Origin of the sequence: Acinetobacter sp. YH12138 (genome assembly GCF_015218525.1) — a bacterium.
In the GTDB taxonomy this organism is placed as follows: domain Bacteria; phylum Pseudomonadota; class Gammaproteobacteria; order Pseudomonadales; family Moraxellaceae; genus Acinetobacter; species Acinetobacter amyesii.
Genome location: NZ_CP048670.1, coordinates 2,725,585 through 2,749,029, shown reverse-complemented (window position 1 = coordinate 2,749,029; position 23,445 = coordinate 2,725,585). Strand labels below are relative to the sequence as shown.

Genomic DNA, 23,445 nt, shown 5'->3' with positions numbered 1-23,445 from the left:
CAATCAGACTTGATTTAGTTGAAAAGCTAGATAAAATGAACACCTTAAATTAACTCAAGTACTTCTGTTAATAACTCATTTGGTAGAAAACTTAGCACGAAGAGCACTGCTCTGAGATTAGACTAAGCGAGTATCCATAACAGTTGTGCTGGCGACAATAGCAAGAGTGAACCACCTGATCCCTTCCCGAACTCAGAAGTGAAACCTCTTAGCGCTGATGGTAGTGTGGGGTTACCCATGTGAGAGTAAGTCATCGCCAGCTCATTATTCGAAACACCCCCTGACTAGTGCAGGGGGTGTTTTTTTATGCGGGGAAAAGATATAGTCTGAAATCATTCATAAAATAATTATAAACTCTTGATGTACAGAAAATTTTATCCGAACTACTTACTGTTAAATTTAGTCTTATCGCTGATTCTGATCGGTGTGGTCATGTATCCACAGCATTTGTTATTTAATTATTGGGTTGCAGGTTTGCATTGGTTTATAGGTATTGTGCTGATGCATATTTTGATTATTCGATTGCCTATTTTTAAGCAGTTTTATATCAATCGAAATAAATTGAAAAATGTGGTAATTCAAACATCAAAATATAATCAGGCAGAACATAAAGCTGCGCGTGTGATGTCAGCATTGGTGGTCTTTTTAGTGGTTTGTATGGTTTTATATGGATTGAATCTGACTCAATTTTATATCGAATATGCTTTTATCGCAGGGTTTTCTGCAGGGAATATGAGTGGTTACTATACTCCCTGAGACATTTATAGACTAAGCTTGATTGAGCTGTCGTCTTGCATGTTTCAGTGCTGTTCTTAACCCTTCTTCTAAAGTTGGATGATAGAAAGGTTTATCCAAAATTTCATGTATGCTTAGTTCTTCTGAAATCATCCAAGCTAGCAAATGTGCTAAATGTTCAGCTTCTGCACAGAATAGCTCAGCTCCTAATAGTGTATGGTTAATTGTATCCACATATACTTCAGCAGCCCCTTTGTTTTTAGCAGCAACAATCGCACGACCTTGTTTTTCATAAGAAACAAAACCAATGACAAATTCTGTGTTTTTATCTTGTAGTTGCTTATAGCTTTGACCAATAGTTGCCATTTGTGGTGTAGAAAATAAGATGCCTAAAGGGGTTAGCGTCTTGATGGATTTAATTTGTGGAAAGTTTAAACAGTTTTGTACTGTAAATTTACCTTCATGAGCTGCTTCGTGTTGGATAGGGGTATTGGTATGTGCATCACCGACAATAAAAATAGGATAATCAGCTAGTTGCTTTGTATGCGGATTGATCGGTAAATTTTTAATATCTTTAAATTCTGCACTTATACGTTCTAAACCTAAGGTATTTAATAATGTACGTCTGCCAGTTGCAGCTAAAACATAGTCAACTTGTAGCGACTTTTGTACGTTTTCTTCAGTATAGGTTAAATGAACTAGATTGCCTTCAAGAGAGTAATGTTCAGGTAAAATTTCAAACTTTAGCTTTAATTCTTTACTTAACTCTTCCTGTGCGAGCTTTTGTAATATGGGGCTACTCAGGGAGCCAATTTTTCTACTACGTGCAAAAACGGTGGTGTTTACATTGAGGCGTGTTAAAGCCTGTGCTAATTCCAAAGCGATGACGCCACTTCCAATAACTGCAACAGATTTTGGGAGTTGTTCTAATTCGAATATCTGATCTGATGTAATTAATTTATCGCCTAAAATTTGTTTTTGTTCTGTATCTATAGCAGGAGTTGTACCTACTGCAAGGATAAATGATTTGGCTTTAAATGTTTGGTTATTTACTTGAATGGTATTGGAATCAATAAATTCAGCTTTTCCAGAAATTTTATGTTGGCTTGGCCAACTTTCAACATCTTTTAACGTGGCTCTTGTAAAACGATCACGTAAAGTTTGAACATGGTGCATGACTCTAGAGGTGTCAATTTCACTTTTGACATCTAGTCCTAAATTTTCGGCGTGTTGTATATCGTATATCCGGTTTGCAGTAGAAATAAGTATTTTACTTGGCATACAACCGACGCGTGCACAGGTAGTGTCCCAGGGACCATCATTAATGATAAGAATATTTTGTGTTTTTTTAATTGCTTCTTTATAGGCTGAAATGCCTGCTGTTCCTGCACCGATAATGATGATGTCGTACATAAAATTCTCCTTCATTCTTCAAATTTAACATATCAAACATTTGTATTCCTTGTGTTTACATAAAGCTATAATTATGGTTACATAGCAACCAATAAATATTTATAACAACTCTATATATATTGAGGGTTTTGGGGGAATTCCATGCAAAAAAAACAAGTGACTATGAAACTGTCAGCTGTAGCTTTAGCCGTATTGTTGGCAAGTTGCGGTGGTGGTGGTAGTGATGGTTATTTTAATGAAGGGGCAAATTCTGGTGGTTCTTCAACAAATCCCAATACTGGTGAAGAAGTCAAATCGCTGAATGCTAGCGCAATTCAGCTGAAAGATTTGAATGGTAATTCGACTACGGTTATTACTGCAGAGGGTGTAACAGCTACTGTAAAAGTGACAGATCAGTCTGGAAATGGTGTTAGTGGAGCAATCGTTACATTTACTTCAACTGGTGGAGTCACTTTTGGCAGCTCTAATGCTGCAGTTGTGACTAATGCAAACGGTGAAGCAACTATTTCAGTAACACCTGAAAATTTGAGCAGTACAGGTGCCTACAAAATTTCAGCAAGTGCTGAATATGATGGTAATACCGTTACAGCAAAAGATGCAGTCTTTAGTTTACAGTCACTAAATGTTGTCTTATCAAATATATCTGCTGCAGCTGCTGGTCTTTCATCTGGCGCTTCTACAAATATTACTTTAAAAACTTTAAATCAAAATTCTCAAGCGCAAAACAATGTAACGGTGAACTTTACTGCAAGTTGTGGAACATTCGATCCTGCATCTGTAATTTCATCAAATCAAGGCAATGTTATTACTTCATATAAAGCCATTGCTTCGAATGGTGATTTATGTGAAGGCCCTGTTGTTGTTACAGCATCTTCGCCAAGCAGCTCAGCCACTGTTACAACAACACTTAATATTGCAGCGGTAGCAGCAGATTCTCTAGTTTATACAACTGCCGCTGATGTTAATTTAGGTATAAAGAGCAGTGGATCTGCAGCATCTAACTCTATTGAGTTTACGCTTTATGCCAATGGTGTTCCTGCAAAAGATAAAGACGTAGAGGTCTCTTTGGAAAAAGCGCCAAATGATCTTAATTTTGTGACATTGAATAACCGCGCTACCCAAATATTAAAAAGTGATTCTAAAGGTAAAATTGTTGTTAATTTATATCCAGGTAATATTCCAGGCCCTGTAGAGATTAAAGCAACATTGGTCGCATCTCCAACTGTATCAGCAATTTCTAAAGGCGTGAAGGTTTCTTCTGGACGCGTTACACAAAATGGTGTCAGTCTATCTGTTTCTAAACAGTCTTTACGTACAGATATTGATGGGGATGTTGCAACGATCGTTGCCCGTATGCGTGACCGTACAGGTAACCCTGTACCGAAAGATACAGTCATCAGTTTTGTCAGCGAAGGCGGTAAAGTTGATTCAAACTGTATGACGGATGATAAAGGTGTTTGCTCTGTGACTTTAACGACTCAGAGCCCAAGACCTTTAGATAACCGTGTGACTGTTTTAGCCTATGTTGAAGGTGACAAGAGTTATATAGATAATAATGGCGACAATTTATATACAGCAGGCACGGATACCTTAACTGATAATATTGGCGATTTCTTTAAGGATGATAACGAAGATAATCTACATAGTGTAGGTGAATTCATTTATCAAAAAGCCGCTGGTGCATTACAATGCGCGATTTCTAGCTTTGCACAACCGAATATCCCAAATACTTGCGACAGTGGTCTAAGTGCAGTACTCCGCCAACAATTGGTATTCTCTTTTGCACACGACACACCAACATTTGTTTGGAATACAGGATTTGATAGTAATGGGTTCATTACAAGTGGTTCAGGCAATTTTAGCTTCCAAGTGTTTGGCAACTCGCAAAAAACAGTGCCGATGCCATCAGGTACAACTATTTCTGTAGCAGTGAAAGATAATAGTGATTTTCAACCTAAAGCTAAACTTCAATTAGATGCTACAGACTCAACTAAACAAATCTTGAAAGTTTCAGGGGCAGAACCAAATACTACTCTAATTGTAACCATTGATAATATTGATTATGCTGTAATAATTGATTCAACTGGAATGGGGAGTAAGGGGGGGATTGCATCAACTGTGACGGGCACTCCTGAAATCGCTTATAAAAATTTATCTTGTGAAGCTGAAATTAGAAGTGGAAATTTAACCGTTCCGAATACTATGGCTTTATTAACACCAAGTACATTCGCAAATAATGGAAATGACCTAGTGAATTACACAGTTCGCTTGAAAGGCTGTACAGCAGGAGATGATGTAAAAATCATTTCAAGTGTTCCAGGCGGTAAGAGCGTAACATCTTGGTTAAATATTAAATAATATAAAAATAAAAAACAGCGCTTCGGCGCTGTTTTTTATTTTAGGGACTGAGAATTTAAAGTGTAGTCCCGACACTTACACCAACGGTTGGACGTACATCCATAGAATTACACCCTGTTAGCAACAACGTTGTAAATAAAAGGATGAACACAAATTTATTCATTAAGCAAACCTTGAGCTTTAGCTTGATTGAAAAGAGCTGTCGAACGAGAGCCGCTGCGACAAATCATCAAAATGGGTTTAGGAAGCTCATTATAATATTTGGCAAATTCTTTCACGTCTGTTTGAGAAATTTTACCGCTTTGCACAGGTTGATACACAACACTCACATGAGACTTTTCTGCAATTCCTCGTAACTGTAAAACAGTCACTTCATTGCCCGCCTCATTATCTGGTCGATTAACAATTACAGATTTAAATTTAAGTTGTTTGAGTAAACTTGAAAACTTATCTGTGGTCATTTGTCCAGAGACACTTAAATTTGCATTTAAGGGCTGACTGTTATTATCTGCATATGTAGGTGCTGAAAAGACGCAAGTCGCGATCAATAAAGCTTTTTGAATGAAAGCCTTAGTCATCCAAAAGATCCATCTGTTTTGCTAGTTGATACAGGTTGTTTGAACGGTTACCTGTACGACAGAACATGAGTACTGGCTTTGGCAATTCATTAAAATGATTAGCAAAGTTACGGACATCTAGCTCAGAAATTTGACCGGCAACAACCGGTTGATGAACATAGTCTAAACCAGCGCTACGTGCTGCTTCTTCAATTTGAGCACTGGTTGGTTGCTCAGGACCACCTTCCATGTCAGGGCGGTTATTGATAATCGATTTAAAGCCTTTTTCAACCACTTGCGCTACATGTTCTGGGCCGATTTGACCTGCAAAACCAACATTTTCGCTCATTGAGTCACTCCATAATTTAATTCATAGATTTATGCTTTATGATAGCATTAAGCACAAACTTGAGCAGAATGTTCTTAAATTTTTATAAGCGATTACAACCATAAAATAACGCAATGGAGCGCGTATGCACGCCTATACAGTCGAACCACTGTATGTCAAAAGCGGACAAGATGTTATAGCTGCTGACTTTTATCGTCCAAAATCTGTTGAAAAACCTGCAGTCATTCTGATGGCGCATGGTTTGGCCGCATTACGCCAATTTAAATTAGTGCAATATGCCAAGCGCTTTGTACAAGCGGGCTATGCTGTCGTATTGTTTGATTATCGCTATTGGGGTGGTAGCACGGGGCGTCCGAGAGAATTAGTGAACCTTAAAGCTCAACTTGAAGATTGGCGGACCATGATCGATCATTTACAGCAGCGTAAATCGATTGATTCGAGACGCATTGTATTATGGGGAACATCGCTGAGTGGTGGCTATGTACTTAGTTTGGCGACAGAGCTTAAAAATATTAAAGCGGTAATGGTACAAGTACCATTTGTCGACGGCGCTGAAAGTGCAAAATTGTATCCCCTACAGCAATTACCCAAAGCGTTAAAATTATCGAGTCAGGACTATATGGGGTCTAAAGTTGGGATGAGTCCAACGACTTTGCCTGTAGTCGATCCACATCGATTGTGTTTTTTACAGTCTGAAGATAGTTATGCGGGCTACTTATCGATTGTAAATCCTGATTTTTATTGGAGTGGCGAAATTCCGGCTCGGGCCTTTTTTAAGTTAATCCGTTATCGTCCAATTTTGGATGTCCGGAAAATTAGCATACCAGTACTTTTTATTGCAGCCAAAGAAGATAGTTTGATTCCCATCGAATCAAGCCGAGAAACTGCGACAAATATTGCACCATATGTGCAATATTATGAGTGGGAAATGCAACATTTTGATATTTATCATGGGCAATGGTTTGAAAAAGCCATGGCAACCCAATTAGAATTTTTACATCAACATGTTGGAGTCAGCTAAATGATCGTTGTGTGTCCTGAATGTGGTGCAAAAAACCGTGTACCTGAAGAAAAACTCGAAGTTGGACCTGCATGTGGTCAATGTCATCAAGCATTGATTCCATTGGCTCCCATCGAGTTGAATGAAAAGAACTTTGCAAATTTTATTAGCAATAGTGATTTACCTGTGCTGATTGATTTATGGGCTGAGTGGTGTGGACCATGTAAGATGATGGCGCCACACTTTGCACAAGTTGCAAAATCAAATCCGAAGGTGGTTTTTGCCAAAATTGATACCGAAGCAAACCCTCGATTGAGCGGTGCATTTAATGTTCGTAGTATTCCTACACTGGTTTTGATGAATAAAACCAACGAAATTGCTAGAATAAGCGGTGCAATGCGTGCTGGTGAGTTGCAACAATGGCTCAACCAGCAGTTAAATTTACCTCAATAAATGTCAGCGCCAGGAGCTAAAGTGTCAGAAACTCATGTAAAACCTGAAGGAACGCTTTCCCTACAAACCATCGCGATGCCTGCAGACACCAACTGGAGTGGTGATGTTTTCGGTGGTTGGATCGTGTCACAAATGGACTTGGCCGGTGCAATTCACGCAGAGCGTTTCAGTCAAGGACGCTGTGCAACGATTTCAATTAACCAAATGACCTTCCTCGTTCCAGTGAAAGTCGGGGATGTCATCAGTGTATATACCAAAATTTTAAAAGTGGGTAATACCTCTATCCAAATGCAGATTGAAGTTTGGGATAGTCACGACAGTTCACGTGATCCAATTCGCGTAACCGAAGGTGTGTTTACATTTGTCGCTGTGGATGTGAAAGGTGCTAAGCGTCAAATTCCTGCGGATGCAAAAGCTAAATTTGCTGCAGATCAAGCTTAATTAAAGTTAGACGCAAAAAAAAAGCCGCTCAATCGAGTGGCTTTTTTATGAATAGTGACTGAGAAATTAGAACATCGTGTTTGAGTTGGCACTGGTTTCAGGAATGCTTTGTTGCACATCCCAATGTTCGACGATCTTGCCATTTTCAACACGGAAGATATCAATAATGGCTTCTCCACGGTCTTGATTATTCTGCGTAGAGTGCACATGTAAATAGACCAAATCACCTTCGGCAGCGGCACGTTTGATCTGGTTTTTTGCATCAGGATTTTGTTTAAAATACTCGGTAAAATAATCAACAAAAGGCGCTTTGCCATCAGGAACATGCGGATTATGTTGAATATATTGATTGCCAATATATCGGTCAGCATATGTGTTAACCTGATGTTTAAGAAAGACACCTTCATAAAAATCAATAACGATTTTCTTATTTTCCGCTGCTTGGCTGGTTTGAATATTGCTTTCAGCCGTTTGATTTGGAGTTGTTGGCGTTGCAGGAATAGTACTTTGACATGCAGTTAAAAACACCGCCAGGCTGATGAGTGAGAGGGGAATGATTTTTTTCATAAAGTGCTCAATATATTTGTGTCGTGCAAGCATATTGAGCGGAATTACGGCGTATAAATAGTAAAAAACAGTCTTGATTTTGCTGAAATTTGGTAAACCTTATACTTACCTAAAAGTAAGTTTTATTTACATTTATTTATTTTTCAGAGCGGATTTTGCCACCCACGCCCAAAGCATTTCACATTGAATCGGTGCTTCACCAGATTCATCGGTGACTAAGACCTGTACTAAGGTTTCACCTTTTTCTGTACTTTGCATTTGTCGTTGCTGTTCGGGTGTAAGCGTTGCGATGGCTGTCATCCCACCTTGGGTTGGACGTTTAAAATCAACTTTCAGACTTTTAATCAGAACAATGGCGCTATCAGGGACGTTCATTGCTGTGACAAATCCTGTGGCTGTTTCTGCGATCAGTGCCATGGCACAGGCATGTACTTGCCCGATATGGTTTTGCATCGCCTTATGATTGGCGATGCTCACCTCAACACGCTCAGGGCTGACATGTTTATACTGGATTTTAGCTGTTCCAACCATGGGTACGACACGACCAAAAGCTCGACTGAGCAAACGACTTTGAATACCTTTGGGTAATTTAGAGCTTGCTTTGACCAGTTTATTTAGACGATTTGGACGTGCCATATTGACCTCAATGGCAGTTGTACTGCCTTAATCTTTAAAGTTGTTAAATTGAAGCGGCACACCAAACTGTTGCTCTTTTAAGAACGCCATCACTTGTTGCAAAGTGTCACGTTTCTTGTCAGTCACACGAATTTTGTCGCCTTGAATAGAAGATTGCACTTTAATGCCGCTTTCTTTAATGGCTTTATTGATTTTTTTTGCAGTATCAGAGTCAAGTCCGTCTTTCAGTTTGATCACTTGAATGACATTTTTACCAGAAGCGGTCATTTTTTGTGGATCGAGCGCTTGAATGTCGACTTTACGTTTGAAGAAATGATTTTCGAGCATGGTATACACTTGCTCACATTGGAAATCGCTTTCTGTTGAGATTTTGATTTCCTTATTTTTCTCATTTAACTCAATTGAAACGTCATGACCGCGGAAGTCAAAACGCGTCGCAATTTCTTTTTGCGTGTTTTGAACTGCATGATTTACTTCAAAAACTTCTAATTCGGAAACAATATCAAAAGAAGGCATAGATTAGACCTTTACAAAGGGAAAGAATATCTGAGATGCTAGGGATGTTTTCTTCATTTGCCAAGTGTTGTTTACATCAAAAGGAGTGCGCAATGATCCGTAAACAAGAAATTACAACATTTGAGTTCCCAGAAGACTCGATTATCTGGGATGTTCGCGATGCAAGTGCTTATGCTGAGGCACATGTGAAAGGTGCGGTTAACCAACCGATCACCGCATTGTCATCAGATGCACTGACTCAGGTGTCAACGGATCAACCCATTTACATTTTATGTGGTGGCGGAAGTAAAGCTCCACGTGCAGCAGAGTTACTAGAGGGTTTTGACAGCTCACGTGAATATGTAATCTTAATGGGCGGCACGCGTGCTGCTCGTGATGCCGGTCTTCCTTTGGAACAAGGGAAATAAGATCGAATCAAAAAAAGCGCCGAAAGGCGCTTTTTTATTGCAAGTTATTTTTCTTGAGGTGGAGATGACGGGATCTGACCTTGAAAATAAGGCTTCTTGGTTTTTTGTTTCGCTTTAGCGCGTCGTATAAAACGTGCTGCATGAATCCTATCTAGTAGCTGTGTTGGAATAGGGCAGGCTTCTTTTAAGACCAGCGCGGCAATGATTTCACTACAGAGCGGGGCATACAGGAAACCTTTAGAACCGAGTCCACTACAGCTATAAATTTGCTGATCTTCATGGACTGCACCAATTACAGGGAAAAAGTCTTTTGTCTGTGCGCGAATTGCGGCACGTCCTTGCCATTGCTCAATCGGTGCTAAGGTTTTGGCAAAGTCGGGGAACACACTGTGGATAAGTTCATAGTTATGCACATGATCTTCTGTGAGAACGTCGGTGTCATCACGGCCGGGATAAAATGACGCGCCCATAATCATCTGTTCGGCATCCAGTTGCATGCAATAGCCTCCATAACTATAGGCGGTATGCATATCCATCTGTTGAGCGGGATTGTTCAACCAACTGACTTGTCCACGAATGGCACGCAGCTCTGGATAATCTGTTTGTAGCTGCATACTTTCACGTGCTGCACAGAGAATGACATGCTCGGCAGATGGAAGCTGCTGATCCACTGTAAATAGCGCAACGCCATTTTGTTGCTGTTCAATGCGTTGAATATCTGCTTGTAACAATTCAATGTGTGGATGCGCCAAGATTTGGTCACGAAGCTGATGTGGACTGACTGCGCCTGCTTGTTTTAAGAGCAAGGTTGGATATGTTGAGGCTAATTGATTTTGCGTGCCTTCTTCAGCCGCTAACACCTCTGAAGGATAAGCTTGAGCTAAATCAAGGTGCTCTACTTTATTTTTTAAAATAGACTGGTGAATCTGTAAGGGACGAAATGCCTTGAAGTTTTGATAATGCTTGAGCGCATATAACCAACTCAGGGTCATCAGATGCTCAGCACTTTGTTCAATTGGACAGAGTTTAGGGTTGAGCAGGGCAAGAGGATTGCCCGACCCACCGCTGAGTGGTGCTGATTTCTCGTAAATACGCACTTGATGCCCGCGTTGAGCAAATGCCCAAGCACAGCTTAAACCTGCGATGCCAGCGCCAATAATTGCGATTTGACGAGGGTTATGACCTACAGTGATTTCAGAATTTTTTTTTTCGTCTAAAGTGGGAAGGTTAGCAACTTCGGATTGATCATCTGATCTTTCAGGTGAGAGCCAAAAGGCTTTGAGCATTTCACGTTTATGTGCAAAGCCACGTGGTCGTGTAATAGTAATGCCATGTTCACGTAAGCCGCGTTTGAGTACACCGGCCACACTAAATGAGGCGAAGGTCGTCCCAATGTCCGATAGACGCACGATATTTTTGAGTACGTTTTCTTCCCACATGTCAGGATTACAGGCAGGTGCAAAACCGTCCAAGAACCATGCATTGACCGTAGCAGTTTTTGCCATGACGGGAAAAACGTCGTGTGCATCGCCTAACCAAAGATCAATTGAAAAACGTTCTTCTGGAAAATTGAGTCGATGACATCCCGCAATGGGTTCAGGATATTGCGCAATCAGTTGCTGTGCCAAAGGTTGTAATTCAGGCCATGCATTTAATGCACGAATGAGGTCTGCTTTAGATAAAGGGAATTTTTCTACAGAAATGGCATGCAGATGACTGTGATTATCTGGACGAACCTGTTGCCATAATTGCCACAAGGCCAAAATATTTAAGCCTGTACCAAAACCTGTTTCGCCGACACTGAAATATTCAAAATCAGTCAGTGCCGCAAGGCGAGTATCGAGGTCATTCCCTTTTAAAAACACATGACGTGTTTCGAGTAGGCCGTTATCCTTCGAAAAATACACATCACCAAACTGTCTAGACACTGGTATATCAATGCCATCGATCATTTGCCAATCGAGATCGGCAGTCTGAATTGCACCTGACAAAACTCAAGCAACCTTTAAATTGAAGTAGAAAAACGAATTACCATTGACGACGACGTTTGGTATAGACGTAACTGGCCAATAAAAAACCTAAAATCACGCCAACACCGAGTGTGGTCCCGCCATATAAAAACATCTGCGCACTACGTTCACTTTGTAGCACTTGTACTTGTACGCCCAAGCTATCATTTTTAAGTTGTAATTCTTGGTTTTGCGCCAAGGCTTCAAGGTTAGCTTTTTCTAACTGTTGTAAGCGTACAGATTGGTCTTTGACCATTGCTTTGACTTTGGCATCTTGTAGCGCTTTATTTTTTGCCAATTGTTCAATGGTCAATGGATTCGCATCTTGAGGTTGACCATTGGGATTGACGGTTGCCGCCACTTTAATGATGCCCGGTTTATTGGCAGGAATGGTATGCGGCACAGGATTGGGAGGAGGTGTTGCAGTCGTTGCTTGAGCAGCAGGGGCTACAGCAGGTGCAGGAGCCGGTTCTTCAGCCCATGCAGTTGAACAAATTAAAGATAAGCCCAGTAAACTAGAAACAACGACGCGCATGAACCTTATCCTTTAGGAAATGCTTTGTTAAATGGTTTGACATCAATTTGGCCATAAACCCCTTCTTTGAGGAAAGGTTCATCTGCCAACCATTGGTCTAGGGCTTCACGACTATCAAAATCGACAATGATCGTACTGCCATAAAAACCAGCTTGCGGGTTTGCCGGATCTTTAGGCATCGCACCTGCAACAATCAGACGACCTTCATCATCAAGTTTTTGTAGACGTTCAAGATGTTGAGGACGAACCGCAAGGCGCTTTTCCACTGTACCTTCATTATCTGTACAGCTTACGACGAATAATGGCATGACTTTTCCTGATTTTTGACCAAATGGATTATTCTGAGGTCTTAAAGTATTTACGCAATACAATAAACTGAATAATGATAAAGGAAAACATCACGATCATGTCACCAAAAGCAGTGAATTCACCCCAATATTTTCCGTCTGCAAACAAATAAGCGAAAAAGGTGTGTAAACATGACATCACCACGAACATTGCAGCCCATGCATAGTTCAATCGTTTCCAACCGACAGCGGTTAAATTTAAGACTGGACCAAATAAACGTTCGATGAGTGGTTTCTTATCTTTACTAAATAGTGGAGAAAGTAAAAACGCCCCAGCAAACACTAAGTTCAGTAAAACGGCTTTTAAACGAATATAAAAATCATCGCTTAGCATCAGGGTAATACCACCAAATATCACGGTCATGAACAACACAATCCATTGTTGTTTATCTAGACGGAATTTTTGCATGACAAACAATGCACCATAAACCACAAGCATGGAAATGATGAGACCTGATGTTGCCACAAGAATGTTATTGTTATCGACACCCCCAGCAGAACCAATCAATTGTAATAATGGGTGCTGCGTATCTTTTGGATCTACAGTTTTATATAAATAAAAGAAAATAATGAGTGGCACAAAGTCTAAAAGTGCTTTCATGTTAGAGTATCTAAATCTGATCAAATAAATGACATAGTATAGAGATGCAAGGCGTAGATTTACATACACACAGTAATATTTCTGATGGTACTTTGTCACCAGAGGCTCTGGTGCAGGCCGCAAGTGCTATTGGAATTCATACGCTGGCTTTGACTGATCACGATACGATGGACGGATTGTTGGCTGCAGAGCAGGTTGCGCATGAATTAAAGCTGCAATTAATCTCTGGTGTGGAGATTTCTAGCCAGTGGTCGAGACCTGCGACCAAAAAAAGTTATGGTGTGCATATCGTCGCTTTAAATATGCAAAATCCTGCGCCCATACAAGCCTTATTGATGGATCAAAAGCGTATTCGAGCGGAACGTGCTCGGCAGATTTGTGACTTACTGATACCGTTAATTGGTCAAGATATTTATAGCGATGTGATTGCCAAGGTCGACCAGATTCCAGATCGGGTAACACGTACCCATATTGCCAAAACTTTGGTGGAAAAGGGGGTAGTTTCACGTCCACAACAAGCTTTTGATAAATATATTAAAGAAGGCAAAAAAGCTTTTGTAAAATTTGAAGGTCCAAGTCTTGTTGAGACCATTGAGGTGATTCATGCCAGTGGTGGCTTTGCAGTGTTGGCGCATCCAACGCGTTATGATTTATCTGCGACCAATATTCGTTATTTGATTGAAATCTTTGCTGAAGCGGGCGGTGATGCAGTGGAATTACCACCGGCAATTGAGCCATTATCGACTCGTCAAATGGTGGATCGTATGATTGCTGCCTTTAACTTAAAAGTTTCTGTTGGGAGTGATTTTCATGGTGACAATATGCCATGGATTAAACTCGGCAACATCCCTAGAGTGAAAGAGGGGCAAGTTGGAATCTGGGAGAGCTTTGTTTAAAGCCTTACGCGATGATTGCTCTCACTTACATATCTTTGATGTATGAAAAATGTACGGAAAGGCTATGTAAGCGAGGGTTTATACGCAGTGATCAATTACAGTAAATTATGATCTTTGGCTTGAATCGGTGGTGGAGTGGGTTTTCCTAAAGTCCCAAGTAATTCAATTTCAATAGTACGCACCATCGAGTCCAAAGGTAAGTCATTACTCTGTGTGCCGAAGGGCTCTTCAATCTCTGAACTTAGTGCATCTAAGCCTAAAAAGGTATAGGCCAAAATCCCCACCAAAAGGGGGGTCGCAAGACCTAAAGTAGAACCCAAGCTAAAGGGTAAGACAAAACAGAAAAAATAAACGGTTCGATTCAGCAAGACCGAATAAGCAAATGGTAATGGCGTGGTGGCAATACGGTCACAGCCGGTTTGTACGGTGCTGAGTTCCATCACATGCTGATTCATCTGGGTATAAATAATATCTGAAATCTCACCATCTTTGAGCGCTTGCATTAGCTCCCATTGAATCAAACTCAACGTGTACTGCGGTGCATTGGCCTGTTGGTATAACTGGGTGATGGCATTCGCACTCATGCCGCTGGTTTCAACCAGTTCAGTGGGATTGGCGGTTTGATGGCGGAGTCGGTCACGTAAAACGTTGGCAAAGACGATCACATGTTGAATCACACGTTCACGACGACCTTGACTGAGTAAACGGCAGTCACGGTCAAAATGTCGCGCGTTGGCAATCAAAATGCCCCATAAACGCCGAGCTTCCCACCAACGGTCATAGCAGGCTGAGTTTTTAAAGCCTAAGAAAATCGACAGCACAACACCGATTAGGGTAAAGCCGACCAAAGGAAATTCGGTAAAATGGAAGATATCGACATAGGATAAGCCGCCCACAATGGCAGACAGCAACATAACGATCCCGAGCGGCGGTAAAACCTTAGGTAAAATCGTTCCTCGCCAAGAAAATAGCAGTTTAAAAATACTCGGTTGGTCACGGACGATCATGTTCGAATGATAATTTCTAGTTTTAAAAAATTATGATGATCTTCGGGTTTGCTCAAGCACTTGTCAATAACTGTTTCATGCAGATGAGTGTGCTTGGAGCAAGCCATGTTCAGCAAAGGAAAAACTCCCTTCTGTTGAGATAATGCAATGATCGATCAGTCGAATTTCCACCAGCTGACAAGCCTGCTGAATGAGTCGAGTCAATTCCAGATCGGCAGCAGAGGGTTCAGCACGACCGAAAGGATGATTATGTGCAATGACGATACTGCTGGCGTGTTCAGAAATGGCATAACGCAGCAGTTGATTGATGGAAATTTCACAGGTATTGAGGTTGCCATAAAAAAGTTTTTTAAAGTTTATTTTTCTTAAATGCGCATCTAGACAAAGCACGCCAAAGACTTCTTGACGTTCCGATAAAAATTCAAAGCGAAGAAAATTTTGTAATTGTTCAGAATGTTGCAATTCTAAGGCTTCATTTTGAAAATGTTGACTCACATAGCGTTTACCGAGTTCTTTTACCGCCATGAGCTGCGCATATTTACTGTTTCCGATGCCATGAAACTGGCGCAAATCCTCAAATGACGCATTCATTAGCGCTTGCAACTGACCAAAATGTTGGATCAGGAGTCGTGCGAGTTCGACAGCAGAGTGCTGCTGGGAACCAGAGCGTAGGAAAATAGCCAGTAGCTCAGCATCGGATAAACTTTGTGCGCCTTGTTGAATCAGGCGCTCACGTGGGCGCTCTTGTTCAGGCCAATTTTTAATTGAATTATTCATTATTCTTAGACTTTTTTATTATCAGTCAATCGGCTTTTTCACAGCAGATTGTTGGGTCAGTGCATATTTAATGCTATTGTGAGCGCCACTGCAACAGATAGGTAGCCTGTTCGTGAGCTTTGATTTAAGTGTAATGCCCACAAAAAATATTCTTTTAGGTGTCACTGGTGGTATCGCAGCCTATAAAAGTGCCATTCTTGTCCGTCGATTAAAAGATGCCGGATTTGATGTGCGCGTGGTGATGACTCAAGGTGCGCAAGCCTTTGTGACCCCGCTAACGTTTCAGGCGCTTTCAGGTAACCCTGTGCATACCGAATTACTCAATCCCGAAGCAGAAGCGGGCATGGGACATATTGAATTGGCACGTTGGGCTGATTTGGTATTGGTTGCTCCTGCAAGTTGCGACATGCTGGCAAAATTTGCGGCGGGTTTAGCAGATGATCTTCTTTCGACACTTTATCTTGCGACAAAAGCGCCGGTCTGGGTTGCCCCAGCAATGAATCAGCAAATGTGGGCAGCCAAAGCGACACAGCGTAATTTAAATACACTGGTTGAAGATGGCGTACATGTGATAATGCCCGATGCCGGTTCTCAAGCATGTGGAGATGTGGGCTTAGGACGCATGCCTGAGCCAGAAGATTTGGCAGATCAAGTGGCGGCCTATTTTCATCAAGCACAGCGAGCCATTGCTGAAAAATTTGGCATGCTTGCCGGCAAACATGTGGCGATTACAGCTGGTCCTACACGTGAGTCGATAGATCCTGTACGTTATATTTCCAACCATAGCACAGGTAAAATGGGGTTCGCACTGGCAGCGGCTTGTTATGCGGCTGGGGCTAAAGTAACGCTGATCGCAGGACCCGTAAGTTTAGATACACCAAATGGTGTACGACGGATTAATGTGCAGTCTGCAATTAAAATGTTAGAGACCAGTCTGCAAATGTTAGATGAAGGCTGTGATATTTTTATCGCAACAGCAGCTGTTGCCGATTATCGCGTGGCAGAAGTTGCAGAGCATAAAATCAAAAAAGCTGGTGATGAACTCAATGTAGCATTAATTAAAAACCCAGATATCGTTGCAACAATTGCGCAGCAGTCAAAACGTCCATTTATGGTTGGATTTGCTGCCGAGACACGCAATGTCGAGGAGTATGCCGCAGGCAAACTTGTGGCGAAAAAACTCGATATGATCGCTTGCAATGATGTCTCACGTAAAGATATTGGTTTTGCTTCTGATGAAAACGCCATGACCGTGTTCTTCGCAGATCAATATCAAATGGAAAAGCGTGATTTAGAGAAAGCGTCAAAACAAGAAATTGCACAGCAATTGGTGGAAGCCATACATGATGCGCTAAATCATGAGCCTGAAACGGACGATGAATAATTTCAGTTGATTCCTCAAAATCCCCGCAATGTTCGGGGATTTTTTATGGCGCTTTTATGATGTTTTGTTTAAGGCTCTATATTGGATAAATTACGATGGGTTCAGTTTCATGTTGAAAATTTGAAGGCTAGGAAACCACTACCAAAATGGTCATTTTCAACAAAAATATGTCAGCAAAAGACCAAGGCTGTCAGTGTTTTAAAACATCAAAAATGCAATTTAAGTGATTGATATCAAAATTAAATATAAAATTGAGAAATCTTGATAATTTGGCTTGTACTGTGTGTTTTATTAGCTATTATGAAGCAAACAATGAGGAATGTTTGGATCGGAATTTGTGATCGGTCTGACTTTTTCATCAAGAATAAATGCATCATGGGGGATGCAATATGTTTCGATGGCTCACCATTTTTTTACTGTTAAGTTTGGCTGGTTGTAGTTATTTTGTCTCGACAGATGAATTATCTCGGCAGATTGAGCAGCAGATGCAGCACGAGTTTGATCAGAATCCAGATTATCGGCAGTACCATTTACGGATTCAAAATATAAAAGTATTAGAACGTAAGGGATTAAGTTTTAAGGCTCAGGCGACGTTGCAATACGATGGTCAGCCTTATACTGTTTTGGTCGATATTTACAAAGATTTGCAAGGTTATGCATGGAAAATAGATGAAGAACAATTTGCCTTCATTGACGAAGCTGAAATCGCAAAATATCAGGCGCAGTTAGATCAAGAGTTGAATCATTTGGTTGAGGAATTGGAACAGCCAACCGAGGAGGTTGAGCCTGTTACATCGGCGCCTGAGAGCTATGTGGGTTTGCGTGAGGAAGAAGATCCATCCGATTATCAATGGACTGGCTATGATGATGAACCTTTTCCCAAAGGGAACATTACGGTCAATAGTCATTGAGCAATGATGTGACTGTTTAGATGATTTAGCTGAGTTGTGACGATGTTGCTAAACACGTAATTTGTGAAGCTTGACAAATAAAAAAGCCCGCAAAGTAGTGGGCTTTTACTTTTAGAAGATTAATCTTCTAAAACGACTTTAGGATGATCACGTAAATAGTCTTCTGTACGTTGCATTGCATCCTTAATATTTTGGATGGCATTTTCCACATCGGCAAAGGTTTTGGCATTGCCACCACTTAAAGCCTGACGCCATTTTCGAGCACCTGGTAGATTTTGGAATAAACCTAAAATATGACGGGTAATGATAGAAAGAGGTGCTCCTTCTTCCATGCGTTTAGCAATATATGGCAGCATCTGATCGATAATATCGAAACGGTTAGGTAATTCGAGATCCCAAAGCTGACCGATCTCAGCCAATAAGTAGGGGTTGTGATAAGCCTCACGGCCAATCATCACGCCATCAACATGTTGTAAATGTTGTTGTGTTTCAGCAAAGGTTTTCACTCCGCCATTAATTTCGATCAATAAATTTGGACGTTCTTGTTTCAGACGATAAACATCTTCATAACGTAAAGGTGGCACATCACGGTTTTCTTTTGGCGACAAACCTTGCAGCAGGGCAATACGGGCATGCACGATAAAATTGTCACAGCCAGTCTTTGCCACGGTATCGACAAAATGCAGCATTTCTTCATAAGACTGCATGTCATCAATCCCGATGCGGTGTTTCACGGTCACTGGAATATCAACAGCATTTCGCATTTCAGCAATACATTCAGCCACCAAATCAGGCTCTGCCATCAAGCATGCACCAATTTTATTGTTCTGAACGCGGTCACTCGGACAGCCGACATTGAGGTTTACTTCATCATAGCCCCAGTCCTGTGCCATCTTGGTACAGGTCGCTAAATCTTTAGGATTTGAACCGCCTAGCTGTAACACAATCGGGTGTTCTTCGTTGTTATAGTTCAAATGACGATTCGCACCGCCAAATAAAATCGCACCTGTGGTGACCATCTCGGTGTAGAGAATCACATTAGGGTTAAACAAGCGTGCAAAGAAACGATAGTCACGAGTCGTCCAATCCATCATTGGCGCAACACTGATTCGTGGTTGAAGTTTATTTTCAATGGGTTGGAGATCAGTCATTAAAAAAACACGCCTTAAAAGAACAAGATGGAAGAACGAAATGGAAAATGGTGAAAAAATTACAAAAGCAGTCCGAAATACGATGAAAAAAACCGCATTTCAAGACGCGCGCAATATTAGCATAAATTGTGGTTTGGGACATGGTCTTGCTAGCGTGACGAATTCAAGGTCAGGCTAGAAAGAGTCGGAAGTGTTGCTTAAGTAATTTAAATTTTTATGTGATTAATCTATAATTTTATAAACTTTATTGTATGGTTTCTCAGCAGATTTAACTGCCTGCCTTTATGTCTTTATTTTCCCAATATCTATTGCAACGCCAGTTTTGTATCTCGTTTGAATATCTAACGACGCAAAAACCGCATTGTGTCCCAACGACATTTGCAGGCTTTCCTGTGTGCATGACATTGGCTGACCGAGTACAAAGTGACACGGATATTGCTCCTTTAGAAGCAATGCAAGACTACCCTCAAAGCATTGAAAAAATTCTGCATTATTCGGGGAAAGGTCGAGATATCTCAGATTTTCAAACTTTTCTGAAAGATGCTCAGCAGCACGGGGTAGAGAATTTACTTTTGCTCAGTGGTGATAAACTCAAGCAGCATCATGATGGGGCAAATGATCCGAGTCTGCGGAGCCGCTATTTAGAGTCTGTCAATCAAGTCATGGCAGCCAAAAACTTTGGCGGGTTTTATTTAGGGGTGGCGTTTAATCCTTTTAAATATGCAGAAGCAGAAAAGGATGCGCAGTATTTTAAACTGAATAAAAAAATTCAAGCTGGCGCTGACTATGTGATTACACAGTTGGGCTTTGACATGGATGTGTTGATTAGTTACCAACGCTACATGCAGCAATATTATCCACGTATACCTGTATTGGCTTGTGTCATGCCGCTGACATTTGCCCGTGCCCGTTTTATGGCCAAGCAAAAAGTTGCAGGCATCGTGCTTTCAGCAGATGTATTAAATTTTTTGCAACAAGAACAGCAAACTGATGTCATACAAGCTGAACAAAATGTCTATGACCGCTGTGCCTTACAAATTTTAATGTGTCAGCAATTGGGCTATGCAGGGGTTCATTTGTCGGCTTGCCATAAACCAGAAGAACAAGAGAAGTTGCAAAAAGCAATTCTGCAATTTGCCACATTAACGTTTGAACAATGTTTAGCAAAATGGAAAATGCTTTGGCGCTCTAGTGTTGAGGTGAACTTCCAACCGACGGGCGCAAATAACCATAAGGCTCCAGTTGAACAGGTTTTGAAATATAAAAGTATGCATGTCATGCATGAGTTATTTTTTAGTTCAAAACTGGCCAAAGGGGCGGGATCTTATATTTTTTCGGCCAAATTATGGCAAAAACCGAAAGCTGATGCGGCCTTGCTGAAAACAGAATTTATTAGTAAACATGGCATCGTGGGCTGTGAAAGTTGCGGACAATGTCGTTTAGCTGAAACCTTATATATTTGTCCTGAAACCTGTCCTAAAGGATTAGCCAATGGACCCTGTGGTGGTTCCAACCTTGACCGCTGTGAGTTTGAAGACCGTGAGTGTATACACTCGGTCAAAGCGCGGTTGGCGAAAGCCGTCGGTCAAGAAAAAATGCTGAAGCAAGAGCTCATCCCTACCGTTGCAATTGAAACTCGGCACAGTAGCTCTTGGAAAAATTGGTTTGTTCCACCAAGTTCGTCACCAGCAGAACAATAATTCACTTAAAGCATTATTCAGTCTGAAACCTTCATAAATGTGAATCTTTCAAGCGCTAATCATTCTAAAAATCAGACGAATAGTCGTATAAAAAAATGAAAAAGATGAAAGAAACAATTAAGATCAACAGCAGATGAAAATCAAAAATTAAAAATAGAAATGTGAAGAATTCGGGGAATACCACATGATGAAACAAACCTGCTTAGGATTAGCTTTAGTTTTTACATTGTCAGGCACAACAGGCTGTTCTGTTGTTATGGCAAGCAAGCAGCCAAACAAGAAAAATACCGAAATGATTCAACAAGGGCTGTCTCGTAACTTGGTGATTGCTGAATTTGGCGCACCGATCACCTCTGAATATAAAAATGGCAAACGCTATGAAATTTATACTTTTACCCAAGGTTATTCGACTGCCAGTAAAGTCGGACGTGCGTTTTGGCATGGTGCAGCAGATGTGGCGACCGTGGGGTTATGGGAACTTTTAGGAACACCTGCCGAATCCGTTTTTAATGGAAAGAAAATGTCTTATGAATTGATTTTTGATGAAAATGATCTGTTAGAACGTTATACCTATCTCACACAAGATGAAACCAAATAGTTGAATACAGAGATATTTTGATTGCATGCCGGTAAACAATTGCGCTAAGTTCAAATGGTAGAAAAATAAACGAATTATCCATTGGAATTTAGCAGGCATGATGCTACTTGAAGAAATATTCAAAAGTAAAAAGTCGGAAAATACCGACCAATTTAATTTACGCATTCATCGAGGTTTGAGTTGGCTGAAAAAGTCGATTGATCTTCAAGATGACCTCGATTTGCAATTTATCAGTTTGTGGGTGTCCTTCAACGCAATATATGCGCAAGACTTACAGATTGCTCAGGACAAGCAAAGCTTAAGGCAGTTTTTATATGTGATTTGCCAAAAGGATGCAGAGCATAAAATCTATAATATTTTATGGGAGCGTTTTAGCCAGCCGATACGGTTGTTTTTGGATAATCCCTATGTTTATCAAGGTTTTTGGGATTATCAAAATCGAAAAATTAGCCATGACGTATGCAAAGAGGGCTTGGCGCATGAAAAACAGAAAGTACTACGCGCGCTTAAAGAAAAAGATTCCGTTGATATTTTAATGGTGCTGTTCAATCGCATGTATACGCTACGCAATCAAATGGTTCATGGCGGCGCGACCTATAAAAGTTCGGTCAATCGGAAACAACTTCAAGATGGCTGCACAATACTGTTGGCACTCTTACCAGTATTTATGGTGATTCTTTTGGAAAATGCAGAAACCTTGGATTTAGGCAAACCCTTTTATCCCGTAGTGCAGGTTAGTTAATTTTAAAAAAACTAAAGTCACAGTAATGTGGCTTTAGAGTAATGATCCATACATTTCATTGTGGATATTTTAGTTGACGCGCAGTATAGAGTTGATCGATCAAGACAAAAAATCCAGCAACAATGACTAAGGCAATCCCTGTCATGCAGGTGGTGGTCCAGCCGCCATGATGCCATGCAAATACGCCCAAAGCTGAACCACATGCACCACCGACAAAATAAAAAGTCATATAAATTGAATTGATTCGAGAGCGTGCAATCGGGTTGAGTTGGAAAATAATATTTTGATTACAGCTATGCACCATTGCCAAACCGAGGTTAATTAAACCATAGCCCAAAATATAAAAAGCAAGAGATGATCCACCCAAATATAGCAGTCCCCAACTGAGGGCTAAGATGCTGCAACCGAGCCAGGTTAATTTTCGGTTAAAGCCTAAATCTGCCCAACGACCAATCCACTGTGTCGATAGCGCACCAAACACACCAACTAAAGTCACGACACCGACCCAAACATCGGCCAACTGAAAAGGCGGCTCAGTCAGTAACATGGCAATGGTGGAAAACAGCATACTCATCGCGGCAAAGACACAGCCCCCAATCAGAGAACGGAAAATTAACCGCGGTTCATGTTTGAGTAATGCGCCCATGGATTGGAAAACTTGGCTGTAGGGCATCCGTGTGATGCTGACCACAGGCAGACGCTTTTTGAGTAAGACGGCTAATACCAACATCAAGAGAGCACTGAGGATGTAAATCGATTTCCAATGAAACAGATAGGACAATAAGCCAGAGAGACTGGTCGATAACAGAATACCGACCAATAACCCACTCATTAAAAAGCCAACAACTGCCCCAATTTTTTCAGGTCGAATCGCAACCGTGACCAAAGGAATGAGGACCTGAGCAGCCACTGAAAATAGCCCGGTGATAATGGTTCCTGCCCAGAGCATGTATAGATTGGTCGAAAAAGCACAGAGGGCTAAACCGACAGTTGCACCAAGCATGAGCAGAGGAATAAATTTGGCTTTATTAACAATATCGCCAATCGGCACAATAAACAGTAGACCCAAAGCATAAGAAATTTGCGCAAAGGTGACGGTTAACGCCACTTCTGATTGTGGAATCTGAAAGCTCTGTTGGATAGAAGCGACTAAAGGTTGGCAATAATAATTGGCACCCGCACATAAACCACATGCAGCAGCCATAAGCCACAACAGGGTTTTATCATGGCTAATGTCGATCGAGGCTTTCATAAATTGTCCAGATATTGGGCGGAAGCGTATACAAAGAATTTGCTGCCACGCTGTTGTGGTCACTATAAGGAAAATCAAACAGGTCTTAAAGTGTTTCTCTGTG

General features: G+C 41.0%; 26 protein-coding genes and 1 rRNA gene. 13 read left to right on the top strand and 14 right to left on the bottom strand.

The genetic code is table 11. The annotated features are described in order from the left end of the window. The first annotated feature begins 147 nt into the window (after positions 1 to 147). Both rrf and G0029_RS13280 read left to right on the top strand, forming a co-directional pair. Positions 148 to 262, top strand: a 5S ribosomal RNA gene (gene rrf / locus G0029_RS13285). A 98-nt stretch (positions 263 to 360) separates the two neighbouring features. Further along, a complete protein-coding gene (locus tag G0029_RS13280; protein WP_180108119.1) occupies positions 361 to 756 on the top strand; it encodes a hypothetical protein in 396 nt (131 codons plus the stop codon). 12 nt (positions 757 to 768) lie between these two features. Here the strand turns inward: G0029_RS13280 and G0029_RS13275 are convergent, their stop codons facing one another. Further along, positions 769 to 2,148 carry a dihydrolipoyl dehydrogenase gene (locus G0029_RS13275; RefSeq protein ID WP_180108118.1) on the bottom strand — a complete coding sequence of 460 codons (1,380 nt, stop codon included), beginning with the start codon at positions 2,146 to 2,148 and terminating at the stop codon, positions 769 to 771. Between the two features lie 141 nt (positions 2,149 to 2,289). Between G0029_RS13275 and G0029_RS13270 the strand changes: the two genes are divergently transcribed. Further along, positions 2,290 to 4,506: an Ig-like domain-containing protein gene (locus G0029_RS13270; RefSeq protein WP_180059456.1), complete on the top strand. Its 2,217-nt coding sequence runs from the start codon at positions 2,290 to 2,292 to the stop codon at positions 4,504 to 4,506. Between the two features lie 155 nt (positions 4,507 to 4,661). Here G0029_RS13270 and G0029_RS13265 read toward each other — a convergent pair whose 3' ends face one another. Both G0029_RS13265 and G0029_RS13260 read right to left on the bottom strand, forming a co-directional pair. Further along, positions 4,662 to 5,084 (bottom strand): beta-lactamase hydrolase domain-containing protein, encoded by a 423-nt coding sequence (locus G0029_RS13265; RefSeq protein ID WP_180108116.1) that lies wholly within the window; start codon positions 5,082 to 5,084, stop codon positions 4,662 to 4,664. Next, on the bottom strand, positions 5,077 to 5,412 hold the full coding sequence (locus tag G0029_RS13260; protein WP_078191321.1) for a TIGR01244 family sulfur transferase: 336 nt from the start codon (positions 5,410 to 5,412) through the stop codon (positions 5,077 to 5,079). The genes G0029_RS13265 and G0029_RS13260 overlap by 8 nt, the downstream gene beginning before the upstream one ends. Positions 5,413 to 5,536: 124 nt before the next feature. On the opposite strand from G0029_RS13260, the gene G0029_RS13255 reads away from it, so the two are divergent. From G0029_RS13255 to G0029_RS13245, 3 genes are read left to right on the top strand one after another with little or no spacing between them, the layout of a single operon-like run. Continuing rightward, positions 5,537 to 6,433 carry an alpha/beta hydrolase gene (locus G0029_RS13255; protein ID WP_180108115.1) on the top strand — a complete coding sequence of 299 codons (897 nt, stop codon included), beginning with the start codon at positions 5,537 to 5,539 and terminating at the stop codon, positions 6,431 to 6,433. Next, positions 6,434 to 6,865, top strand: coding sequence for a thioredoxin TrxC (gene trxC, locus G0029_RS13250; protein WP_078191319.1), 432 nt, complete (start codon positions 6,434 to 6,436; stop codon positions 6,863 to 6,865). A gap of 21 nt (positions 6,866 to 6,886) precedes the next feature. Next, positions 6,887 to 7,306 carry an acyl-CoA thioesterase gene (locus G0029_RS13245; RefSeq protein ID WP_078191328.1) on the top strand — a complete coding sequence of 140 codons (420 nt, stop codon included), beginning with the start codon at positions 6,887 to 6,889 and terminating at the stop codon, positions 7,304 to 7,306. A gap of 66 nt (positions 7,307 to 7,372) precedes the next feature. On the opposite strand, the gene G0029_RS13240 is transcribed toward G0029_RS13245, so the two are convergent. The 3 genes from G0029_RS13240 to G0029_RS13230 all read right to left on the bottom strand — a co-directional run bounded on the left by G0029_RS13240 (position 7,373) and on the right by G0029_RS13230 (position 9,025). Further along, entirely contained in the window at positions 7,373 to 7,873 is a 501-nt protein-coding gene (locus G0029_RS13240) for an ester cyclase (protein ID WP_180110002.1), read from the bottom strand. A 132-nt stretch (positions 7,874 to 8,005) separates the two neighbouring features. After that, positions 8,006 to 8,509: a DUF4442 domain-containing protein gene (locus G0029_RS13235; protein ID WP_180110001.1), complete on the bottom strand. Its 504-nt coding sequence runs from the start codon at positions 8,507 to 8,509 to the stop codon at positions 8,006 to 8,008. A gap of 27 nt (positions 8,510 to 8,536) precedes the next feature. Beyond that, entirely contained in the window at positions 8,537 to 9,025 is a 489-nt protein-coding gene (locus tag G0029_RS13230; RefSeq protein ID WP_078191316.1) for a YajQ family cyclic di-GMP-binding protein, read from the bottom strand. Between the two features lie 92 nt (positions 9,026 to 9,117). On the opposite strand from G0029_RS13230, the gene G0029_RS13225 reads away from it, so the two are divergent. Then, positions 9,118 to 9,432, top strand: a complete 315-nt coding sequence (locus tag G0029_RS13225; RefSeq protein ID WP_078191315.1) for a rhodanese-like domain-containing protein — start codon at positions 9,118 to 9,120, stop codon at positions 9,430 to 9,432. Positions 9,433 to 9,476: 44 nt separating this feature from the next. On the opposite strand, the gene mnmC is transcribed toward G0029_RS13225, so the two are convergent. The 4 genes from mnmC to G0029_RS13205 are packed head-to-tail and all read right to left on the bottom strand — an operon-like array spanning position 9,477 to position 12,924. Then, positions 9,477 to 11,423 (bottom strand): FAD-dependent 5-carboxymethylaminomethyl-2-thiouridine(34) oxidoreductase MnmC, encoded by a 1,947-nt coding sequence (gene mnmC / locus G0029_RS13220; RefSeq protein ID WP_180110000.1) that lies wholly within the window; start codon positions 11,421 to 11,423, stop codon positions 9,477 to 9,479. 37 nt (positions 11,424 to 11,460) lie between these two features. Beyond that, positions 11,461 to 11,976: a hypothetical protein gene (locus G0029_RS13215; RefSeq protein ID WP_078191313.1), complete on the bottom strand. Its 516-nt coding sequence runs from the start codon at positions 11,974 to 11,976 to the stop codon at positions 11,461 to 11,463. A gap of 5 nt (positions 11,977 to 11,981) precedes the next feature. Beyond that, a complete protein-coding gene (locus G0029_RS13210; protein WP_078191312.1) occupies positions 11,982 to 12,284 on the bottom strand; it encodes a YciI family protein in 303 nt (100 codons plus the stop codon). 28 nt (positions 12,285 to 12,312) lie between these two features. Next, complete coding sequence (locus tag G0029_RS13205) at positions 12,313 to 12,924, bottom strand: inner membrane-spanning protein YciB (RefSeq protein WP_078191311.1); 612 nt, start codon at positions 12,922 to 12,924, stop codon at positions 12,313 to 12,315. Positions 12,925 to 12,968: 44 nt separating this feature from the next. Here G0029_RS13205 and G0029_RS13200 point away from each other — a divergent pair, with 44 nt between their 5' ends. Beyond that, on the top strand, positions 12,969 to 13,820 hold the full coding sequence (locus G0029_RS13200) for a PHP domain-containing protein (protein WP_180108109.1): 852 nt from the start codon (positions 12,969 to 12,971) through the stop codon (positions 13,818 to 13,820). A 95-nt stretch (positions 13,821 to 13,915) separates the two neighbouring features. Here G0029_RS13200 and G0029_RS13195 read toward each other — a convergent pair whose 3' ends face one another. Next, positions 13,916 to 14,827, bottom strand: a complete 912-nt coding sequence (locus G0029_RS13195) for a bestrophin family protein (protein ID WP_078191309.1) — start codon at positions 14,825 to 14,827, stop codon at positions 13,916 to 13,918. A 75-nt stretch (positions 14,828 to 14,902) separates the two neighbouring features. Further along, positions 14,903 to 15,604, bottom strand: a complete 702-nt coding sequence (gene radC, locus G0029_RS13190; protein WP_180108108.1) for a RadC family protein — start codon at positions 15,602 to 15,604, stop codon at positions 14,903 to 14,905. A gap of 112 nt (positions 15,605 to 15,716) precedes the next feature. Between radC and coaBC the strand changes: the two genes are divergently transcribed. Next, positions 15,717 to 16,988 carry a bifunctional phosphopantothenoylcysteine decarboxylase/phosphopantothenate--cysteine ligase CoaBC gene (coaBC, locus tag G0029_RS13185; RefSeq protein ID WP_180108107.1) on the top strand — a complete coding sequence of 424 codons (1,272 nt, stop codon included), beginning with the start codon at positions 15,717 to 15,719 and terminating at the stop codon, positions 16,986 to 16,988. Positions 16,989 to 17,377: 389 nt separating this feature from the next. Continuing rightward, positions 17,378 to 17,899, top strand: coding sequence for an Asp-tRNA(Asn)/Glu-tRNA(Gln) amidotransferase subunit GatC (locus tag G0029_RS13180; protein ID WP_078191306.1), 522 nt, complete (start codon positions 17,378 to 17,380; stop codon positions 17,897 to 17,899). A 119-nt stretch (positions 17,900 to 18,018) separates the two neighbouring features. Here G0029_RS13180 and dusA read toward each other — a convergent pair whose 3' ends face one another. Continuing rightward, entirely contained in the window at positions 18,019 to 19,050 is a 1,032-nt protein-coding gene (dusA, locus tag G0029_RS13175; RefSeq protein WP_180109999.1) for a tRNA dihydrouridine(20/20a) synthase DusA, read from the bottom strand. Positions 19,051 to 19,334: 284 nt separating this feature from the next. Between dusA and G0029_RS13170 the strand changes: the two genes are divergently transcribed. The 3 genes from G0029_RS13170 (at position 19,335) to G0029_RS13160 (ending at position 22,090) form a co-directional block, all read left to right on the top strand. Beyond that, positions 19,335 to 20,750, top strand: coding sequence for a methylenetetrahydrofolate reductase C-terminal domain-containing protein (locus G0029_RS13170; protein ID WP_180108105.1), 1,416 nt, complete (start codon positions 19,335 to 19,337; stop codon positions 20,748 to 20,750). A 187-nt stretch (positions 20,751 to 20,937) separates the two neighbouring features. Beyond that, positions 20,938 to 21,348, top strand: a complete 411-nt coding sequence (locus G0029_RS13165) for a hypothetical protein (RefSeq protein ID WP_078194214.1) — start codon at positions 20,938 to 20,940, stop codon at positions 21,346 to 21,348. Positions 21,349 to 21,445: 97 nt separating this feature from the next. After that, complete coding sequence (locus tag G0029_RS13160; protein WP_180108104.1) at positions 21,446 to 22,090, top strand: HEPN domain-containing protein; 645 nt, start codon at positions 21,446 to 21,448, stop codon at positions 22,088 to 22,090. 55 nt (positions 22,091 to 22,145) lie between these two features. On the opposite strand, the gene G0029_RS13155 is transcribed toward G0029_RS13160, so the two are convergent. Next, on the bottom strand, positions 22,146 to 23,342 hold the full coding sequence (locus tag G0029_RS13155; protein WP_180108103.1) for an MFS transporter: 1,197 nt from the start codon (positions 23,340 to 23,342) through the stop codon (positions 22,146 to 22,148). Between the last annotated feature and the right edge of the window lie 103 nt (positions 23,343 to 23,445).

Bases quoted from the DNA above. Each gene is read 5' to 3' on its own strand.
- G0029_RS13280 (WP_180108119.1), top strand. From the start codon at position 361: ATGTACAGAAAATTTTATCCGAACTACTTACTGTTAAATTTAGTCTTA.
- G0029_RS13275 (WP_180108118.1), bottom strand. From the start codon at position 2,148: ATGTACGACATCATCATTATCGGTGCAGGAACAGCAGGCATTTCAGCC.
- G0029_RS13270 (WP_180059456.1), top strand. From the start codon at position 2,290: ATGCAAAAAAAACAAGTGACTATGAAACTGTCAGCTGTAGCTTTAGCC.
- G0029_RS13265 (WP_180108116.1), bottom strand. From the start codon at position 5,084: ATGACTAAGGCTTTCATTCAAAAAGCTTTATTGATCGCGACTTGCGTC.
- G0029_RS13260 (WP_078191321.1), bottom strand. From the start codon at position 5,412: ATGAGCGAAAATGTTGGTTTTGCAGGTCAAATCGGCCCAGAACATGTA.
- G0029_RS13255 (WP_180108115.1), top strand. From the start codon at position 5,537: ATGCACGCCTATACAGTCGAACCACTGTATGTCAAAAGCGGACAAGAT.
- trxC (WP_078191319.1), top strand. From the start codon at position 6,434: ATGATCGTTGTGTGTCCTGAATGTGGTGCAAAAAACCGTGTACCTGAA.
- G0029_RS13240 (WP_180110002.1), bottom strand. From the start codon at position 7,873: ATGAAAAAAATCATTCCCCTCTCACTCATCAGCCTGGCGGTGTTTTTA.
- G0029_RS13235 (WP_180110001.1), bottom strand. From the start codon at position 8,509: ATGGCACGTCCAAATCGTCTAAATAAACTGGTCAAAGCAAGCTCTAAA.
- G0029_RS13230 (WP_078191316.1), bottom strand. From the start codon at position 9,025: ATGCCTTCTTTTGATATTGTTTCCGAATTAGAAGTTTTTGAAGTAAAT.
- G0029_RS13225 (WP_078191315.1), top strand. From the start codon at position 9,118: ATGATCCGTAAACAAGAAATTACAACATTTGAGTTCCCAGAAGACTCG.
- G0029_RS13215 (WP_078191313.1), bottom strand. From the start codon at position 11,976: ATGCGCGTCGTTGTTTCTAGTTTACTGGGCTTATCTTTAATTTGTTCA.
- G0029_RS13210 (WP_078191312.1), bottom strand. From the start codon at position 12,284: ATGCCATTATTCGTCGTAAGCTGTACAGATAATGAAGGTACAGTGGAA.
- G0029_RS13205 (WP_078191311.1), bottom strand. From the start codon at position 12,924: ATGAAAGCACTTTTAGACTTTGTGCCACTCATTATTTTCTTTTATTTA.
- G0029_RS13200 (WP_180108109.1), top strand. From the start codon at position 12,969: ATGCAAGGCGTAGATTTACATACACACAGTAATATTTCTGATGGTACT.
- G0029_RS13195 (WP_078191309.1), bottom strand. From the start codon at position 14,827: ATGATCGTCCGTGACCAACCGAGTATTTTTAAACTGCTATTTTCTTGG.
- radC (WP_180108108.1), bottom strand. From the start codon at position 15,604: ATGAATAATTCAATTAAAAATTGGCCTGAACAAGAGCGCCCACGTGAG.
- G0029_RS13180 (WP_078191306.1), top strand. From the start codon at position 17,378: ATGTTTCGATGGCTCACCATTTTTTTACTGTTAAGTTTGGCTGGTTGT.
- dusA (WP_180109999.1), bottom strand. From the start codon at position 19,050: ATGACTGATCTCCAACCCATTGAAAATAAACTTCAACCACGAATCAGT.
- G0029_RS13170 (WP_180108105.1), top strand. From the start codon at position 19,335: ATGTCTTTATTTTCCCAATATCTATTGCAACGCCAGTTTTGTATCTCG.
- G0029_RS13165 (WP_078194214.1), top strand. From the start codon at position 20,938: ATGAAACAAACCTGCTTAGGATTAGCTTTAGTTTTTACATTGTCAGGC.
- G0029_RS13160 (WP_180108104.1), top strand. From the start codon at position 21,446: ATGATGCTACTTGAAGAAATATTCAAAAGTAAAAAGTCGGAAAATACC.
- G0029_RS13155 (WP_180108103.1), bottom strand. From the start codon at position 23,342: ATGAAAGCCTCGATCGACATTAGCCATGATAAAACCCTGTTGTGGCTT.